Source organism: Enterobacter sp. CGMCC 5087 (assembly GCF_003144775.1).
Lineage (GTDB): Bacteria > Pseudomonadota > Gammaproteobacteria > Enterobacterales > Enterobacteriaceae > Enterobacter > Enterobacter cloacae_M.
The window spans coordinates 30462-44511 of the sequence record NZ_QFXN01000014.1 but is presented as its reverse complement, the minus strand read 5'-3'; the positions used below and the strand labels follow the sequence as shown (position 1 = coordinate 44511).

Annotated in this window: 12 protein-coding genes; 10 read left to right on the top strand and 2 right to left on the bottom strand. The window is 54.2% G+C overall.

Annotated features, from left to right (window positions below; all coding sequences use genetic code 11):
• The first annotated feature begins 34 nt into the window (after positions 1–34).
• From sapA to DEO48_RS00340, 6 genes are all read left to right on the top strand, one after another.
• Entirely contained in the window at positions 35–1675 is a 1641-nt protein-coding gene (gene sapA / locus DEO48_RS00365) for an ABC transporter substrate-binding protein SapA (protein ID WP_109843969.1), read from the top strand.
• Entirely contained in the window at positions 1672–2637 is a 966-nt protein-coding gene (gene sapB, locus DEO48_RS00360) for a putrescine export ABC transporter permease SapB (protein ID WP_023312049.1), read from the top strand. Before sapA ends, sapB begins: the two co-directional genes overlap by 4 nt.
• Positions 2624–3514 (top strand): putrescine export ABC transporter permease SapC, encoded by an 891-nt coding sequence (sapC, locus tag DEO48_RS00355; RefSeq protein ID WP_032656751.1) that lies wholly within the window; start codon positions 2624–2626, stop codon positions 3512–3514. The genes sapB and sapC overlap by 14 nt, the downstream gene beginning before the upstream one ends.
• A complete protein-coding gene (sapD, locus tag DEO48_RS00350) occupies positions 3514–4506 on the top strand; it encodes a putrescine export ABC transporter ATP-binding protein SapD (RefSeq protein ID WP_008501228.1) in 993 nt (330 codons plus the stop codon). The genes sapC and sapD overlap by 1 nt, the downstream gene beginning before the upstream one ends.
• Before the next feature lies 1 nt (position 4507).
• Positions 4508–5314, top strand: coding sequence for a putrescine export ABC transporter ATP-binding protein SapF (sapF, locus tag DEO48_RS00345; protein WP_008501227.1), 807 nt, complete (start codon positions 4508–4510; stop codon positions 5312–5314).
• 161 nt (positions 5315–5475) lie between these two features.
• On the top strand, positions 5476–6417 hold the full coding sequence (locus DEO48_RS00340) for an ATP-grasp fold amidoligase family protein (protein ID WP_109843968.1): 942 nt from the start codon (positions 5476–5478) through the stop codon (positions 6415–6417).
• On the opposite strand, the gene DEO48_RS00335 is transcribed toward DEO48_RS00340, so the two are convergent.
• Both DEO48_RS00335 and DEO48_RS00330 read right to left on the bottom strand, forming a co-directional pair.
• Positions 6398–7462, bottom strand: coding sequence for an ATP-binding protein (locus DEO48_RS00335; protein ID WP_109843967.1), 1065 nt, complete (start codon positions 7460–7462; stop codon positions 6398–6400). The genes DEO48_RS00340 and DEO48_RS00335 overlap by 20 nt on opposite strands.
• Complete coding sequence (locus DEO48_RS00330; protein WP_023312054.1) at positions 7459–8163, bottom strand: response regulator; 705 nt, start codon at positions 8161–8163, stop codon at positions 7459–7461. The genes DEO48_RS00335 and DEO48_RS00330 overlap by 4 nt, the downstream gene beginning before the upstream one ends.
• Before the next feature lie 271 nt (positions 8164–8434).
• Here DEO48_RS00330 and DEO48_RS00325 point away from each other — a divergent pair, with 271 nt between their 5' ends.
• The 4 genes from DEO48_RS00325 to fabI all read left to right on the top strand — a co-directional run bounded on the left by DEO48_RS00325 (position 8435) and on the right by fabI (position 14015).
• The gene (locus tag DEO48_RS00325) at positions 8435–8821 is read left to right on the top strand and encodes a transporter (protein ID WP_181366948.1); all 387 of its coding nucleotides are present in this window, start codon (positions 8435–8437) and stop codon (positions 8819–8821) included.
• A gap of 123 nt (positions 8822–8944) precedes the next feature.
• Positions 8945–9856: an ABC transporter six-transmembrane domain-containing protein gene (locus tag DEO48_RS00320; RefSeq protein ID WP_181366947.1), complete on the top strand. Its 912-nt coding sequence runs from the start codon at positions 8945–8947 to the stop codon at positions 9854–9856.
• Positions 9857–9860: 4 nt separating this feature from the next.
• Positions 9861–12956 carry a multidrug efflux RND transporter permease subunit gene (locus tag DEO48_RS00315; protein ID WP_109843966.1) on the top strand — a complete coding sequence of 1032 codons (3096 nt, stop codon included), beginning with the start codon at positions 9861–9863 and terminating at the stop codon, positions 12954–12956.
• Between the two features lie 270 nt (positions 12957–13226).
• Positions 13227–14015 carry an enoyl-ACP reductase FabI gene (fabI, locus tag DEO48_RS00310; RefSeq protein WP_109843965.1) on the top strand — a complete coding sequence of 263 codons (789 nt, stop codon included), beginning with the start codon at positions 13227–13229 and terminating at the stop codon, positions 14013–14015.
• Positions 14016–14050: the final 35 nt, after the last annotated feature.

Sequence of the window (14050 nt, the reverse complement as noted above, 5' to 3'; positions counted from 1 at the left end):
ACTTTGCAGATCAAACCTAAAAACCTTAAAAATTATGCGTCTGGTTTTATCGTCCTTTTTTGCACTCGGTCTGTTTAGCAGCCTGGCCTTTGCCGCGCCCGGGCTAACGCCGCAGCCTGACATTCGTGACAGCGGCTTCGTCTATTGCGTAAGCGGCCAGGTGGACACCTTCAACCCGCAAAAAGCGGGCAGCGGCCTGATCGTGGATACCCTGGCCGCGCAGCTTTACGACCGTCTGCTTGATGTTGATCCTTACACCTACCGTCTTGTGCCTGAGCTTGCGGAAAGCTGGGAAGTGCTGGACAACGGCGCAACCTACCGTTTTCATCTGCGCGATGACGTCGCATTTCAGCGCACACCGTGGTTTACCCCCACGCGCAAGCTGAACGCGGATGACGTGGTCTTTACCTTCCAGCGCATTTTTAACCGTAACCATCCGTGGCACAACGTTAACGGCGGTAACTTCCCCTATTTTGACAGCCTGCAGTTTGCCGACACCGTCAAAAGCGTGCGTAAGCTGGATAACCGGACGGTCGAATTTACGCTGACGCGCCCGGATGCCTCCTTCCTCTGGCACCTGGCGACCCACTATGCGTCGGTCATGTCCGCTGAATATGCGGCGAACCTGACGAAAAAAGATCGTCAGGAGTTGCTCGATCGTCAGCCAGTCGGCACCGGTCCGTTCCAGCTGGCCGAATACCGCGCCGGGCAGTATATTCGCCTGCAGCGCCATGAGCATTTCTGGCGCGGCACCCCGCTGATGCCGCAGGTGGTGGTCGATCTCGGTTCAGGCGGGACAGGACGTCTGTCAAAACTGCTCACCGGGGAGTGCGACGTACTCGCCTGGCCCGCGGCCAGCCAGCTCACCATTTTGCGTGACGATCCGCGCCTGCGCCTGACGTTACGTCCCGGCATGAATATCGCTTATCTGGCCTTTAACACCGATAAGCCGCCGTTGAATAACCCTGCCGTACGTCACGCTCTGGCGCTGGCGATTAACAACCAGCGTTTAATGCAGTCGATCTACTACGGCACGGCAGAAACCGCCGCCTCAATTTTACCGCGCGCCTCGTGGGCCTATGATGGTGAAGCTAAAATTACGGAATACAATCCGGCCAAAGCACGTGAACAGCTGAAGGCGCTGGGGGCGGAAAACCTCACGCTGCAGCTTTGGGTGCCCACCAGCTCCCAGGCGTGGAACCCGAGTCCGCTCAAGACCGCCGAACTGCTGCAGGCAGATATGGCGCAGGTGGGCGTCAAAGTGATCATCGTACCGGTTGAGGGCCGTTTCCAGGAGGCGCGCCTGATGGACATGAATCATGATTTAACCCTGACCGGCTGGGCGACCGACAGTAACGATCCGGACAGTTTCTTCCGGCCGCTGCTGAGCTGTGCGGCGATAAACTCGCAGACCAACTACGCCCACTGGTGTAACCGGGAGTTTGACGCCGTGCTGCAAAAAGCGCTGGCTTCCCAGCAGCTGGCCTCACGCATCGACGCCTATGATGAAGCGCAGAAGCTCCTTGCCCAGGAGCTGCCGGTGCTGCCGCTGGCCTCTTCCCTGCGCCTTCAGGCCTATCGTTATGATATTAAAGGTCTGGTGCTGAGTCCGTTCGGCAACGCCTCGTTTGCCGGCGTGTCGCGTGAAAAAGAACAAGAGGTGAAAAAACCATGATTATTTTTACCTTACGTCGGCTCCTTTTGCTGCTGGTGACGCTCTTTTTCCTGAACTTTGTCGGCTTCAGCCTGAGCTATTTCACGCCCCACGCCCCGCTCCAGGGGTCGTCGCTGTGGGATGCCTGGCTGTTCTGGTTTAACGGGCTGCTGCACTGGGATTTCGGCGTGTCCAGCATTAACGGGCAGCTGATTTCCCAGCAGCTGAAAGAGGTTTTCCCGGCCACGATGGAGCTGTGCATTCTGGCTTTCGGCTTTGCCCTGATGGTCGGCATCCCTGTGGGTATGCTGGCCGGGATCTATCGCAACAAATGGCAGGATAAGTTTATCAGCGCCCTCGCCCTGTTCGGCTTCTCCATCCCGGTATTCTGGCTGGCGCTGCTGCTGACGCTGTTCTTCTCGTTGACGATGGGTTGGCTGCCGGTTTCGGGTCGTTTTGACCTACTCTATACGGTTAAAACGGTGACGGGGTTTGCCATCATTGACGCGTGGCTGTCCGATTCGGTGTGGCGCCATGAGATGATCGTCAGCGCCGTGCGCCATATGGTATTGCCGGTGCTGACGCTGGCGGTTGCGCCAACAACCGAAGTGATCCGCCTGATGCGCCTGAGCACTATCGAGGTGTTTGACCAGAACTACGTAAAAGCCGCCGCCACGCGCGGGTTGTCCCGCCTGACCATACTGCGCCGCAACGTCCTGCACAACGCGCTGCCGCCGGTAATTCCGCGTCTGGGATTACAGTTTTCCACCATGCTGACGCTGGCCATGATCACCGAGATGGTCTTTAGCTGGCCGGGCCTGGGGCGATGGCTGATTAACGCTATCCGCCAGCAGGACTACGCCGCTATTTCTGCCGGCGTGATGGTGATTGGTTCGCTGGTGATTATTGTTAACGTGTTGTCCGATATTCTGGGTGCCATGGCTAACCCATTGAAGCATAAGGAATGGTATGCCTTACGATAGCGTATACAGTGAAAAGCGCACGCCCGGCGTGCTGCGTACCGTGTGGCGTAAGTTCTATGGTGACACCACGGCGATGATCGGCCTTTACGGCTGTGCCGGCCTGGTGTTGCTTTGCGTCTTTGGCTCGTGGTTTGCGCCGTACGGCATCGACCAGCAGTTCCTTGGCTATCAGCTGCTGCCACCGTCCTGGTCGCGCTACGGCGAAGTCTCTTTCTTCCTGGGAACGGACGACCTGGGACGTGACGTGTTGAGCCGCCTGCTGAGCGGTGCAGCCCCGACGGTGGGCGGCGCATTTGTGGTGACGCTCGCGGCTACGATCTGTGGGCTGGCGCTCGGTATTTTTGCGGGTTCCACCCATGGCCTGCGTTCGGCGGTCCTTAACCACATTCTGGATACGCTGCTGTCGATTCCGTCCCTGCTGCTGGCGATCATTGTTGTTGCCTTTGCCGGTCCGCATCTGTCGCACGCCATGTTCGCCGTCTGGCTGGCTATCCTGCCCCGCATCGTGCGCTCGGTTTACAGCATGGTGCATGATGAACTCGAAAAAGAGTACGTCGTTGCCGCGCGTCTGGACGGCGCGACGACCTTCAACATTCTGTGGTTTGCCGTGCTGCCCAACATCGCCGCCGGGCTGGTCACAGAGATCACCCGCGCCCTGTCGATGGCGATCCTGGACATCGCGGCGCTCGGCTTCCTCGATCTCGGTGCACAGCTGCCGTCGCCCGAATGGGGTGCGATGCTCGGCGACGCGCTGGAGTTAATCTACGTGGCACCGTGGACGGTCATGCTGCCGGGTGCGGCCATTATGGTGAGCGTGCTGCTTATCAACCTGCTGGGCGACGGTATTCGCCGTGCAATTAACGCGGGGGTGCAATAATGCCGCTTCTTGATATTCGCAACCTCACCATCGAATTCAAAACCGGTGAAGGCTGGGTTAAAGCCGTCGATCGCATCAGTATCACCCTCGCGGAGGGTGAAATTCGCGGGCTGGTGGGGGAATCCGGCTCGGGAAAAAGCCTGATTGCCAAAGCTATATGCGGCGTGGCGAAAGACAACTGGCGCGTGACGGCAGACCGTATGCGTTTTGACGATATCGATCTGCTGCGCCTCTCCCCCCGCGAGCGGCGTAAGCTGGTCGGGCATAACGTCTCGATGATTTTCCAGGAGCCGCAGTCCTGTCTCGACCCGTCCGAACGCGTGGGCAAACAGTTAATGCAGAACATCCCCGGCTGGACCTATAAAGGCCGCTGGTGGCAGCGCGTTGGCTGGCGCAAGCGTCGTGCCATTGAGCTTTTACACCGCGTCGGGATCAAAGATCACAAAGATGCGATGCGCAGCTTCCCGTACGAGCTGACCGACGGTGAATGTCAGAAAGTGATGATTGCCATCGCGCTGGCTAATCAGCCGCGTTTGCTGATTGCGGATGAACCGACGAACGCGATGGAACCCACCACGCAGGCGCAAATCTTCCGCCTGCTGTCGCGTCTCAACCAGAACAACAACACCACCATTTTGCTGATCAGCCATGACCTGCAAATGCTCAGCAAATGGGCGGATAAAATTGACGTGATGTACTGCGGACAAACGGTCGAAACCGCGCCTAGTGAAGACCTGATCACCGCGCCGCACCACCCGTATACGCAGGCGCTAATCCGCGCGATTCCCGATTTTGGCAGCGCCATGCCGCATAAGAGCCGCCTGAATACCCTGCCCGGGGCGATTCCGCTGCTGGAATCGTTGCCGATAGGCTGTCGTCTGGGGCCGCGTTGCCCGTATGCTCAGCGTAAATGTATCGAGACGCCACGCCTGACCGGGGCCAAAAATCATCTTTACGCCTGTCATTTCCCGCTGAACATGGAGAGAGAGTGAAATGGTCGAAACCTTGCTTGAAGTCCGCAACCTGAGTAAGACCTTTCGCTACCGCACGGGGCTGTTTCATCGTCAAACTGTCGACGCGGTAAAACCGCTCAGCTTTACCCTGCGTGAAAAACAGACCCTGGCGATCATCGGCGAGAACGGTTCCGGGAAATCAACCCTGGCGAAAATGCTTGCCGGCATGGTTGAACCCACGGCAGGCGAAGTATTGATTGACGATCATCCTCTGACGTTCGGGGATTACTCTTTCCGCAGCCAGCGCATTCGTATGATCTTCCAGGATCCGTCGACCTCGCTCAACCCACGCCAGCGCATTTCGCAGATCCTCGATTTTCCGCTGCGTCTGAACACCGACCTGGAGCCCGAGGCGCGCCGCAAGCGTATCTTCGAAACCCTGCGCATGGTTGGGCTATTACCGGACCACGAAAGCTACTACCCACACATGCTGGCCCCCGGCCAGAAACAGCGTCTGGGTCTGGCGCGTGCGTTGATTTTGCGCCCGAAAGTGATTATTGCTGACGAAGCGCTTGCCTCGCTGGATATGTCGATGCGTTCGCAGCTGATTAACCTGATGCTGGAGCTGCAGGAAAAACAGGGCATCTCGTATATCTACGTCACCCAGCATCTGGGGATGATGAAACACATCAGCGATCAGGTGATGGTTATGCACCAGGGTGAAGTGGTCGAGCGCGGCAGCACGGCGGATGTGATGGCCTCCCCGCTTCACGAGCTGACAAAACGGCTGATAGCCGGTCATTTTGGTGAAGCACTGACAGCCGATGCGTGGAGAAAGGACCGCTAAGCGCGACGCTCCACAAAAACTGCCCCATTAAATTAAGGATTAAATAGCCTGCGTGCGCTATTTAATCCTTTAATTTTTCGTCTCCATCCCTGCTCCATATTTTAAGCAATATCAATCAACAGTTCTTCTCCAGAATATCCGGACATTACGGAGGAGAAGAAATGAACACCGCCACTTACGTTTTAAAATACACAGAGTATCTCATCAGAAAATGCCTCTCATTTTTAATGACGGACCTGCACTTTCATACCGTGAGGCTTAAGAAAGCAACCGGGGAAACTCCTGACATTAACTCGCCCACGACGTTGAGTGAAAAAATATGTCATCGTCTGGTCTATGACCATAATAACTTCTACACGATGCTTGCGGATAAACTCGCCGTTCGGGCATACGTTTCCTCCAGAACAACGCGCGTGAAAACGGTGCCATTAATTGGCGTTTATACCCGGCCGTCGCAGATTGATTTTTCAATTCTTCCTGACAAATTCGTCCTTAAGTGCAACCATGACAGCGGCAGCACAATAATATGTACAAACAAAGCGCAATTTAATGAAAAAGAAGCGTGTAAAAAGCTGAGCCTCGCGTTAAAGAAAAATCTTTACTACACCACGCGCGAATGGCAGTACAAAAACATTACGCCGAGCATACTTTGCGAGCCGTTTGTCGATCTCTTCGACGATGCTGACAGAAACACAACGCCCGAAATGCTGAGGATCCACTGTTTTCATGGCGTTGCCCACTATGTAGAAGCAGATTTTACGGATGATAACGGCAAAGGGTTTATCAACGTTTATGACAGGCAGTGGAACTTACAACCCTTCCGGATGGAATATCCGAATACTTCAGCAACGCCTGGCGAACCGCTCTTGTTCCGTCAGGCACTGTTGGCCTCCCAGGAGCTGGCGGATGGAATTGACTACTGCCGCGTTGACCTTATGCTAAAAAAAGATGAAATCTATTTCAGCGAAATAACCTTAAGCCCGAGACGCGGTAAACTGACGATTACCCCGCAGCAATGGGATGCTAAGTTAGGAAAAATATGGCATTTATCGCCGGCAGGCAGATTTGACCTGCCGCTGAAGCTCACGAGTCGGGCCAGGTGAGCTTAAATATCGAGTGGTTTTGCGTCGATAAGGTATAGGTAACATCGCCACCATGAGCCAGCATGATGGCTTTTACCACCGACAAGCCCAAGCCACAGCCTTCCGGGTTCACATGTCTGGCGCCATTATCGCGCTGAAACGGCTGAAATAAGAAATCATGAAACTCCCTGGGGATGCCCGGTCCCCCGTCCTGAATAAGGATATAATTGCCTTTATCAGAAACGCCATTTTTCACGATGAGCGTGCGCGAGGTTGAATAGTGTAAGGCATTATCAAATAAAACGGTCAGACACTGATTGATGCGTAATGGATCGAATACGCACTGCTGCTCCCTCAGGTCTGTATTGACGGTAAATGCCTTACGGCTGAACTCGGGCATGAACGTATCGAGTGCGTTCTGTATTGTCCCTTTTAGATCCGTGCTTGACTGGCATAACGTGTATCCCGCCCCGCCATCCGAACTGACAACCCGGAGATCTTCAATCAGGCGGGTTAACCCTTCCGTCTGTTTGAGAAGATTATTAAACAGCACCGGGTCCGGGGTAAAAACGCCGTCAACCAACCCCTGAAGCCGTCCGCGTAAGATCGTGACCGGGGTTCTCAGCTCATGCGCGATAGCGGCATTCCAGGATTTCCTCTGAATATCCAGCGTCTGTAATTTTTCCGCCATTTCATTGAAATCCGTCACCAGGTGATTGATCTCACCCAGCCGGGAACTGGCGCAAAATGCCCTGGCGTCCAGATCGCCCTGAGAAATCTTTTTCAGGCTGGACGCTACCGCGTTTAGCGGGGTGAGTATCCGCGATGAAAGTTTGACCGTGAAAAAGAGGGCAATAATCATACTGATCGTAGTCGCGGTCCCAATCCATGCCCAGTCCCACATCGTCATCTGCTCGTCATCGCCCGCTGCAGGGCCGCCCGGGAGGTGATCCAGAATAAAGGAGTAAAAAAACCAGGAGCCGAGTATGGCGATGGCAATGATCGTAAACGTCAGCAACAGCATATACGTTAAGATCTGACGACTCAGGACAGACTCTTTGTTCATTTCTTTTCCCCAAGCCGGTAGCCCATGCCTCTGATGCTCTCGGGAACACCGTAAAGGCCGGCCAGCTCCAGTTTTTTACGCAACTTGCTCATGTGGCTATCGACCGTTCTGTCGAGTGTATCCCCTTCCGGCAGACACGCGTTGAGTAGCTCTTCGCGTGAGCAGACCTTTCGCGGATATCTCACCAGGTATGTGAGCAATTTAAATTCGGTCGTCGTTAATACCGGGGAGACAACCTCTGCCCCCACGGTGACTTCCACGTAGAAGTCATCCGGGTAGACCGTAATAAATGGCGTTCTGAGCGGCTGGGAACCCGCCTGCTGAAGCGCGGGTTTTGTCCTGCGCAGCACCGCCTCAACCCGGGCGACGACTTCAGAAGGGTTGAAGGGTTTGATCACGTAATCATCCGCGCCCAGCCTCAGCCCCATGAGCTTATCGACATCCTGATCGAGAGCGGAAACCATAATGACGGGGACAGCGCTTTCCTGACGAAGCGTGGTAAGTACGCTCCAGCCGTCACATACGGGCAGGTGAATGTCCAGCAATATGAGATCCGGTTTATTGAGGCGATTGAGCGTTATGGCCTGCTCGCCCTGCCTGGCTCTGAGCGTTTTCATTCCCGAACGCTCTAAGTAGCTCATCAGTATATCGGCGATTTCGTCTTCATCTTCAACAATAAGGATCAGCGTATTTTTGTGCATTTTATCTCCGTGGGTGAAATCCCTTTGAGCACGCTATCAGATATCTTTAGCACAATAAGACACAGCCTCCGCGAAAAAGTGCCGTGGTCACGAAAATTTCCCGGTTGATTTAAATGCCCGGTTATTTCTCCACACAGCCTACACACTCAGTCAATAAAGACTCGACAATGTCCGCGCATAATCGCTATTGAGGCATAGTCCTTTGTGCATTGCGCGTTGCAAATTACCACTGTTTCTTAAAGATTTTATGAAGTTGGCTGAAATAATGAACATGGAACTTTCTAAATATTTCTCTCCTAAAAAACTGGGTATATATTCCCTGTTCCTGCTGCTGTCGTGGGGATTACTTTATACCTGGCTGGTACTGGTGCACCGAATGGATGAAAAAGTCGCCTCGACGCTGCTCTCTTCACCCATTATCTATGGCTGCATCGCATTATCGGTGGTCTCTCTGATGATCCAAAATAAAGCCGGCGCGTTGACTGAGCTACTCGTCGTCGCCTTCTGGCTGATGATGATTTTTGTCTATCTCATTATTACGTTCACCGTACTGTTAAACGCGATGCCCGATATCGAGGATCTGGTCTTTTACTACGAGTGTTATTTGATCATTTTTTTTGGCGGAACACCGCTTTACCTCATTATGAGAATGATTTGAGCCGCTGCTCCACACGTCCTCCATAAACCGCCCATGTCCGCTAAACAGGCGCGCGGTAGAGTCTCTACCTCACTCTTTCACACAAAAATAACTCACTGAAAAGTCTGACATGACTTACCCATAATGATGAACCGTAATAATAATTTTCGTTCTTCTGAACCTGCCGGAGTGATGCACTCGCTAAAAAAACTCGCGATACGGCACCGGAAAAAACTGGTTGTCACTTTTTTCCTGGTGGTGGCCGAAAACGTGACGTTTTTACTTTATCCCGTTCTGGCTGGCATCGCGATAAATGCCATCCTCGCCGGTGAAACGCTTAACGCCGCGCTGTATGGCCTGATGGTGCTTTGCATGTGGTTCATCGGTGCGGCCAGACGAAGCGTAGACACGCGCACGTTTGCACGCATTTATGCCGGACTCGCGGTTTCCGTCGTCCTGGCACAGCGCAAATACCAGCTTAACCATTCGGCGATCGCCGCCAGGGTAACGCTCTCGCGCGAATATGTGGATTTCTTTGAAATGCACCTTCCCCTGCTTATTACCTCGCTGAGCTCACTTTTTGGTGCCGCAATCATGTTGCTGTTTATTGAATTTTGGGCCGGCGTCATGTGCTTTGCGATTGTATTTATCCTGCTCGGATTTGTCTCAGGATATGCCCGTAAAAATGAATGGCTGTTCATGCGCCTGAATAATCGGCTGGAAAAAGAAGTGGATTATGTCCATAAGGCGGGCACAGCCACGCTTCACCGACATTACTCCACGCTGGCGCGTTTACGTATCGCATTATCTGACCGCGAAGCGTGGGGTTATTTGTGGGTTGGCGTGCTCGTTGCCGCGCTTTTTACGCTGACCATCGTCTGGATGACGCGCTCAACCGGCATCACCGCCGGACATATTTACTCCGTGATGACCTACATGTGGATGTTCGCGACGAGCCTCGATGACGCGCCGCAGCTTCTTGAGAAATTTTCGCAGCTCAGGGATATCGGCAAGCGCGTATCCACTGATGATGAAATTCACGTAACAGGACGTTAATTTAATGCCGCATTTTTTTATTGAACGCCCCGTTTTCGCTTGGGTAGTAGCGCTTTTTATCGTTCTGGCAGGACTCCTGTCAATTCCCCGTTTGCCGGTTGCGCAGTATCCGGCAGTGGCGCCGCCTGCAATCATTATTTCCGTCAGTTATCCGGGGGCCAGTCCCGATATCATGAACACGTCGGTGGTATCGTTAATCGAGCGCGAAATCTCTGGCGTAGATAATTTGCTCTACTTTGAATCATCCAGTGACACAACCGGTTCGGCATCGATTACCGTCACGTTTAAACCGGGCACGGACATCAAGCTGGCGCAGATGGATCTGCAGAATCAGATTAAGATCGTCGAGCCTCGTCTACCTCAGGCGGTAAGGCAAAACGGGATTAACGTCGAGGCCGCTAACTCTGGCTTTTTAATGATGGTGGGGCTTAAGTCCGCGACGGGTCAATTTGAGGAAGCCGATTTAAGCGACTATTTTGCCAGAAACGTCAGTGACGAGCTTCGTCGCGTGCCCGGCGTAGGGAAAGTTCAGCTGTTTGGCGGCGAAAAAGCGCTGCGCATCTGGTTGGATCCCATGAAGCTCCACGGCTACGGGCTTTCGGTAAGCGATGTTCTTACCGCCGTTGGCCAGCAAAATGCCCTCGTTTCGCCCGGCAAAACGGGAGATGAGCCCGCCTCTGCAGGACAAGGGGTGGCGTATCCCATCACCGTGAAGGGACAGCTCTCCTCGGTAGAGGCGTTCAGGAATATCACCCTGAAATCTGACGCATCCGGCGCCCGCCTGAGGCTGTCCGATATTGCGCGGATTGAATCTGGTCTGCAAAGCTACGCTTTTGGTATCCGTGAAAATGGCGTGCCCGCAACGGCGGCAGCAATCCAGCTCTCGCCTGGTGCGAATGCGATGAGTACGGCTTCCGGCGTACGGGCGCGCATCGACGAACTTTCCCGGGTGTTACCCGAAGGAATGGCGTTTACGATCCCCTTCGATACCGCGCCGTTTGTGAAACTTTCTATCATGAAGGTTGTTCAGACATTTGTAGAAGCGATGGTCCTCGTCTTCCTGGTTATGCTGCTGTTTCTGCACAAGATACGCTGTACGCTTATCCCGGCGATTGTTGCTCCCGTCGCCCTTCTTGGCACCTTCACGGTGATGCTATTGAGCGGCTACTCCATCAATATTCTGACGATGTTCGGCATGGTGCTGGCGATAGGGATTATCGTTGATGATGCCATTGTGGTCGTGGAGAACGTTGAACGACTGATGGAGGAAAAAAGCCTGTCCCCGCGTGACGCCACGCGGCAAGCCATGCAGGAAATCACCCCGGCGATTATTGGCATCACGCTGGTGCTGACCGCCGTCTTTATTCCCATGGGGTTTGCGGAAGGATCCGTCGGGATTATCTACCGACAATTTTGTATTTCCATGGCGGTTTCCATACTGCTGTCCGCGTTTCTTGCCCTGACGCTGACGCCTGCCCTGTGCGCAACGTTACTCAAGCCGCATAAGGCAGGAAAGAGCGGAGGCGGAAGGTTCGCGGTCGGGTTTAACGCGCGCTTCCGTTCGCTCACCGCCTGTTACGAAGCCGGGCTGGGTGCCGTTCTGAAGCGAACCGGGCGTATGCTGCTCCTGTACGCTGCGCTTTGTGCTGCGCTGTTTTTGGGATTGTCTTCGCTACCGTCGTCTTTTCTGCCGGATGAAGATCAGGGCTACTTTATGTCCTCAATCCAGTTGCCTTCAGATGCCACGATGCAGCGTACCCTCAACGTGGTTAAAAAATTTGAAGAGGAAATTGCGACCCGGCCGGATATTGAAAGCAACATTATGATCCTGGGCTTTGGATTTTCAGGTTCAGGGCCAAACTCGGCTATGGCCTTCACCACGCTGAAGGACTGGAAAGATCGGCAGGGCTCGACGGCCCAGGGGGAAGCCGACCAAATACAGGCCAGCATGGCTAACGTCTCCGATGCCGTCACGATGAGCCTGCTCCCGCCGGCCATTTCGGATATGGGCACCTCGTCGGGCTTCACATGGTACGTGCAGGACAGAGCGGGACTGGGCTACGAGGCGTTAAAGCGCGCTGCCGACACGCTGGTCCTGCAGGCCAATCAGCGCCCTGAACTGAGTGACGTGTATATAGACGGTCTGCCGGAAGGAACAAGCCTTGCGCTCCAGGTGGACAGAGAAAAGGCGGAAGCGATGGGCGTCTCATTTGATGAAATCAACCAGACGCTCTCCGTCACCCTGGGCTCAAATTACGTCAATGACTATACGAATAACGGCCGCGTTCAGCAGGTGATTATTCAGGCCGATGCGCCCTACCGAATGCAGCCTGAGCAGATACTGACATTATCAGTGAAAAACCGGATGGGGCAGATGGTGCCGGTATCAACGTTTGCCACGCTTTCCTGGCACGTTGCGCCGCAGCAGTTGACGCGTTATCAGGGATATTCGGCTATTCGCATTACCGGAAGTGCGGCGCCGGGAGAGTCCAGCGGCACCGCAATGAAGGTTATGGAGAGTTTGTCCAGAGATTTACCTCAGGGCATGGCGGGCGAGTGGGCCGGGAGCTCATTGCAGGAGAGAAAATCAGAATCTCAGCTTCCGGGCCTTATCGTCCTGTCGATACTGGTCGTGTTTATGGTGCTGGCCGCCCTGTATGAGAGCTGGTCTATTCCTTTTGCGGTCATGCTGGTCGTTCCGCTGGGCCTTATCGGCGCGGTGATCGCGGTGTCGGTTGCCGGCATGACGAATGACGTTTTCTTCAAGGTCGGCCTGATTACGCTTATCGGCCTGTCGGCCAAAAACGCCATTCTGATTGTTGAATTTGCCAGGCAGCTCCATCGCCAGGGGCAGCCCCTGCTGGCGGCAACCATTCATGCCGCCGGCCAGCGCCTGCGCCCTATTCTGATGACGTCGTTAGCCTTCACCTTAGGGGTTGTTCCGTTGATGCTGGCCAGTGGTGCGAGCGACAGTACGCAGCATGCCATCGGTACCGGCGTATTTGGCGGGATGATTAGCGGTACGCTTCTCGCCATTTTCTTCGTACCGGTTTTCTTTATCGTCATCGCGCGCTTCATCGACAACCTCAGGAAAGCGTGAATACCCTTACGGGATCGCGCTTCCTCGCTGGTTGGATGAGGCGAAGCTGTTGCCGAGTGATATACTGGACGAATGCTGAAATTTTGAGCCCCCGCGAGTCCGCGGCGCATTCTTCGGAGCAGGCGTCTTCGGAGAAGAGCGAGAAATATCGTGACACAAGGGGCTGTGAGTGGGCTATAATTTCGAGCTAATTTCGAATGATTTTGAAATACTGCCTGTAACGCTATGAATTACAAGGCAAAATTAGCAATGAATATAAGGATTAAAGCTATGGGTTTTCTTTCCGGTAAGCGCATTCTGGTGACTGGCGTTGCCAGCAAACTGTCCATCGCATACGGCATCGCACAGGCAATGCATCGCGAAGGCGCTGAGCTGGCGTTCACCTACCAGAACGACAAGCTGAAAGGCCGTGTTGAAGAGTTTGCCGCGCAGCTGGGTTCCAGCATCGTTCTGGAATGTGACGTTGCACAAGACGAAAGCATCGACGGCATGTTTGCTGAACTGGCAAAAGCATGGCCGAAATTCGACGGTTTCGTTCACTCCATTGGCTTCGCTCCTGGCGACCAGCTGGACGGCGACTACGTGAACGCGGTTACCCGTGATGGCTTCAAAATCGCTCACGACATCAGCTCCTACAGCTTCGTTGCGATGGCGAAATCCTGCCGCACGATGCTGAACCCGGGCGCAGCCCTGCTGACTCTGTCCTACCTGGGCGCTGAGCGTGCTATCCCTAACTACAACGTTATGGGCCTGGCGAAAGCCTCTCTGGAAGCCAACGTACGCTACATGGCGAACGCAATGGGTCCTGAAGGCGTGCGCGTTAACGCCATCTCTGCAGGTCCTATCCGCACCCTGGCAGCTTCCGGTATTAAAGATTTCCGTAAAATGCTGGCACACTGCGAAGCGGTTACCCCGATTCGTCGTACCGTTACCATTGAAGATGTGGGTAACTCTGCAGCATTCCTGTGCTCTGACCTTTCCGCTGGTATCTCCGGCGAAGTAGTTCACGTTGACGGCGGCTTCAACATCGCTGCTATGAACGAGCTGGAAATTAAATAAGCTGTGACTCTCTTCCCGCACGGGAAGAGAGTTTC

What these genes read in the sequence shown, in the direction of transcription:
- sapA (WP_109843969.1), top strand. Translation starts at nt 35, where the DNA reads ATGCGTCTGGTTTTATCGTCCTTTTTTGCACTCGGTCTGTTTAGCAGC.
- sapB (WP_023312049.1), top strand. Translation starts at nt 1,672, where the DNA reads ATGATTATTTTTACCTTACGTCGGCTCCTTTTGCTGCTGGTGACGCTC.
- sapC (WP_032656751.1), top strand. Translation starts at nt 2,624, where the DNA reads ATGCCTTACGATAGCGTATACAGTGAAAAGCGCACGCCCGGCGTGCTG.
- sapD (WP_008501228.1), top strand. Translation starts at nt 3,514, where the DNA reads ATGCCGCTTCTTGATATTCGCAACCTCACCATCGAATTCAAAACCGGT.
- sapF (WP_008501227.1), top strand. Translation starts at nt 4,508, where the DNA reads ATGGTCGAAACCTTGCTTGAAGTCCGCAACCTGAGTAAGACCTTTCGC.
- DEO48_RS00340 (WP_109843968.1), top strand. Translation starts at nt 5,476, where the DNA reads ATGAACACCGCCACTTACGTTTTAAAATACACAGAGTATCTCATCAGA.
- DEO48_RS00335 (WP_109843967.1), bottom strand. Translation starts at nt 7,462, where the DNA reads ATGAACAAAGAGTCTGTCCTGAGTCGTCAGATCTTAACGTATATGCTG.
- DEO48_RS00330 (WP_023312054.1), bottom strand. Translation starts at nt 8,163, where the DNA reads ATGCACAAAAATACGCTGATCCTTATTGTTGAAGATGAAGACGAAATC.
- DEO48_RS00325 (WP_181366948.1), top strand. Translation starts at nt 8,435, where the DNA reads ATGGAACTTTCTAAATATTTCTCTCCTAAAAAACTGGGTATATATTCC.
- DEO48_RS00320 (WP_181366947.1), top strand. Translation starts at nt 8,945, where the DNA reads ATGATGAACCGTAATAATAATTTTCGTTCTTCTGAACCTGCCGGAGTG.
- DEO48_RS00315 (WP_109843966.1), top strand. Translation starts at nt 9,861, where the DNA reads ATGCCGCATTTTTTTATTGAACGCCCCGTTTTCGCTTGGGTAGTAGCG.
- fabI (WP_109843965.1), top strand. Translation starts at nt 13,227, where the DNA reads ATGGGTTTTCTTTCCGGTAAGCGCATTCTGGTGACTGGCGTTGCCAGC.